Here is a 3525-nt window from a genome sequence, read left to right as displayed (position 1 = left end):
CTGTAACAGAAATAATATTTACTTTTTTAGTTGCATTTAAAGCTTCCACTGCGGACCTTGGGTAACCTGCAGTGATAAATGCAGCTTGAATTTGTCCAGTTGATAACCCATCAGTAGATTCACCAAAATCTAAGTTTTGAGCTTCAATATCATCTTCTATTGATAGACCATGAATTTCTAAAAGCTGCTCAGCATTTGCATATGTTCCTGAACCAGGAGCCCCTACAGAAACCTTTTTGCCTTTAAGATCCTCAAATGAATTAATTCCTGAATCCGCTAAGGTAACTAGTTGAACCGTTTCTGGATAAAGTGCACCAATTGCAACTACCGTATCTAACTTGTTTCCTTCGAACATTTCTGTTCCTTCTGTACCATAATAAGCGATATCAGTTTGTACGAAGGCAATTTGCCCTTCATCATCTTCATGTAAAGCTGTCATATTCGCAGCGGAAGCTTGAGATACCTCAGCAGTTGTTTTTATACCTGTCTCTTCAGTAACTAAATCAGCAAAAGTACCACCTAGTGGGTAATACGTACCTTGCGTTCCACCAGTTAATATACTTAAAAATTTATAATCTGCTTTTGTTTTAGCTGAGTCTCCAGAGCCATTTTCACTGTCAGAGTCATCAGAACCACATGCCGCTAAAAAAATTACAGCAAAAATGCTTAAGACTGCTAACCATTTAAATTGTCTAGTTTTCATATTTTACATTTCCTCCCTTTTTATATAAAAGTACCCTTTGTTCTCTATAATTCTATCATAAATACTTCACACGATGTCAATTAATTAAGTAAATTCCGTTAATTTGCCGAAAAGTAGCGAGTGTTAATTCCAGAGATTTCAACAGACAATAAGAATTTTGTCCAAATAAAAAAACATACATTGTATCGTGTAGATACAGTGTATGTTTTGTCGTTTATAATTATGAACAGCTATCGTAAGTAGTGTTTTTGACCTTAGAGCCAGTTTCTCCTCTAAGAAGATCACCTTCGGTAGATTCAATAATTTGGTTAGTAACATTGTTGGAGATTGAATTAGCAACAAGCTGTAAAAGACTATTTACATCACCTTGAGATTGCTTAAACTCTTGAACAATTGGAATGCTGTCGATTTCTTCTTCTATTGCAGCAATTTTACCTTCAATCATTTTCAATGCTTTTTCTTTTCCAAGATGTTGGAAGTTAACAGCTTGTTTCTGTAAGCTCTTTAAGCTAGCAATTTTCTCACGAACGGATTGATTTTCATTAATTTGTGCTTCTGCACGTTTAAAGAAGTCAACTTCTTCCGTGTTTGCAATCATAGTAGCTATTTCTCTTGCCTTTTCAATAATATCATCTCTAGTGTATTTAGTAGTCATTATATACCCACCTTTTCCTCAATTGTTGCTTCTACTAGTTCACCAGTAAGTGACCATGTTTTTGCATTTGTAATTTTAACTTGAACAAGCTTCCCGATAATATCTTTAGGGCCAACAAAATTCACTAGTTTGCTTTTTCGGGTATAGCCAGCAAGTACATCAGGGTTATTTTTACTTTCCCCTTCTACCAATACCTCCACAATATCACCTTCAAGCTTTTTCATTGCCTCTGCAGACATTTCATTTACTAGTGCATTTAAACGTTGAAGTCTTTCCTTCTTCACTTCCATTGGCACGTTATCAATCATTTTAGCTGCTGGAGTGCCTTCACGTGGAGAATAAATATAAGTGTATGCAATTTCAAATCCTACCTCTTTATAAAGAGATAACGTTTCCTCAAATTGTTCGTCCGTTTCATTAGGAAAACCAACAATAATATCCGTTGACAATGAGGCATTCGGAATAGCTGTTTTAATCTTTCTTACTAGCTCTAAATAATGTTCTCTTGTATATTTACGAGCCATAATTTTTAAAATATCAGATGATCCTGACTGAACTGGTAAATGAATATGCTCTACCAAGTTGCCGCCCTTTGCTAATACTTCGATTAAATGATCATCAAAGTCTCTTGGGTGACTAGTCATAAAACGAATTCTCGCTACATCAATTTTATTTAAATCATCCATTAAGTCGCCAAAACGATAATCTAAGTCTGTAAAGTCTTTTCCATAAGCGTTTACATTCTGACCAAGCAGTGTAATTTCCTTATAGCCTTGAGCTGCAAGGTGGCGTATTTCTTGAATTATATCCTCTGGTCGACGGCTACGCTCTTTACCTCGTGTATATGGCACGATGCAATATGTACAGAACTTATCACAGCCATACATAATGTTAACCCAGGCTTTAATAGACCCCTTACGTACTCGTGGAAGGTTCTCTATTACATCTCCTTCTTTAGACCATACTTCAATAACCATCTCTTTTGATAGGTACGCCTCATTAAGAATGTTAGGTAGACGGTGAATATTGTGTGTACCAAAAATCATATCTACTTGATCGTACGTTTTCAAAATTTTCTTTACTACGGATTCTTCCTGGGACATACATCCACATACGCCAATCAGCAAATCAGGATTGTTTCTTCTTAAATGCTTTAAATGACCAAGTTCACCAAATACTTTGTTCTCCGCGTTTTCACGAATAGCGCAAGTATTTAAAAGGATGACATTAGCATCTTCCACTGTATTAGTTGGCTCATATCCCAACTGCATGAAAATCCCAGCCATTACTTCTGTGTCATGTTCATTCATTTGACATCCATAGGTACGTATATAAAATTTACGATTTTGTCCCATCCCTTTGAATTCATCTGCAATTGAAAAGTCGTTGTGGTAAGCCACTTCTTCTTTCCCACGTTTTTTTGCATCTTTTAAGGACGGGGGAGTGTAAACTGCTTGAAAATATTTGCTATAATCTTTCTCCACGTTTTTCTCGGGAGAAGTAGTTTCTTTTATTTGAGTACTTTGTAAACGTGATTCCTCGTTCATAAGAACTCCCCTTTCTTTCATTCGCCAAAATCCGAATATCCATCCTATTATACTGAATAGTGCTGCATTGCTACAAGGCATTAAGCTTAAAATTTCTTATTTAGACAAAATATGTACGGTTTTTTGGTTTATATAGTGCACTTAATGGGAATTAGATAAGATTGTGATTTAAATAGTAGATTTTGTGCTGCTGGGATTCCCTTGTTTTAGGGGGTCCTTTTTTAGGTTGTAATGGTGGTTTGGGAGAAACTTCTAGTATGGAGTTTTGGTGAGTTTACGTTTATGGGTGGTTGTTGGAGTTTATGGGACACTTGAACATACTTGATGGGCTGTTTCAACTCGTTTATGGGACACTTTGCTATTACTTATGGGCGCTTTCTTTGTTTGTGGGCGATTTACTGTGATTTATGGGACACTTGTCCATATTTTATGGGCCGTTTTCACCTTGTTATGGGACACTTTGCTATTCCTTATGGGCGCTTTCTTTGTTTATGGGCGGGTTTCTGTAATTTATGGGGCACTTGTACACGCTTTATGGGCGGTTCTCAACTTGTTATGGGGCACTTTGCTATTACTTATGGGCGCTTTCTTTGTTTATGGGCGGTTTTCAACTCGTTTAT

Annotated in this window: 4 protein-coding genes; 1 reads left to right on the top strand and 3 read right to left on the bottom strand. The window is 36.5% G+C overall.

What is annotated here, in order from left to right; all coding sequences use genetic code 11:
* The 3 genes from AC06OU_RS14385 to miaB all read right to left on the bottom strand — a co-directional run.
* Nucleotides 1-703: TAXI family TRAP transporter solute-binding subunit (locus AC06OU_RS14385; protein WP_475856697.1), on the bottom strand; the 703-nt coding region annotated here is incomplete at its 3' end.
* Between the two features lie 220 nt (nt 704-923).
* Nucleotides 924-1358: a YlbF/YmcA family competence regulator gene (locus AC06OU_RS14380; protein ID WP_169358661.1), complete on the bottom strand. Its 435-nt coding sequence runs from the start codon at nt 1356-1358 to the stop codon at nt 924-926.
* Nucleotides 1358-2905 carry a tRNA (N6-isopentenyl adenosine(37)-C2)-methylthiotransferase MiaB gene (gene miaB, locus AC06OU_RS14375; protein WP_251552869.1) on the bottom strand — a complete coding sequence of 516 codons (1548 nt, stop codon included), beginning with the start codon at nt 2903-2905 and terminating at the stop codon, nt 1358-1360. Before miaB ends, AC06OU_RS14380 begins: the two co-directional genes overlap by 1 nt.
* 400 nt (nt 2906-3305) lie before the next feature.
* Here miaB and AC06OU_RS14370 point away from each other — a divergent pair.
* Nucleotides 3306-3525 (top strand): hypothetical protein (locus AC06OU_RS14370; RefSeq protein WP_475856694.1); only part of this gene is annotated, 220 nt, incomplete at its 3' end.

This window comes from Psychrobacillus sp., from assembly GCF_056205495.1.
Note: the sequence above shows the minus strand (reverse complement) of the source record. Positions and strands in the feature narration are given on the sequence as shown.

What these genes read in the sequence shown, in the direction of transcription:
- AC06OU_RS14380 (WP_169358661.1), bottom strand. Translation starts at nt 1,358, where the DNA reads ATGACTACTAAATACACTAGAGATGATATTATTGAAAAGGCAAGAGAA.
- miaB (WP_251552869.1), bottom strand. Translation starts at nt 2,905, where the DNA reads ATGAACGAGGAATCACGTTTACAAAGTACTCAAATAAAAGAAACTACT.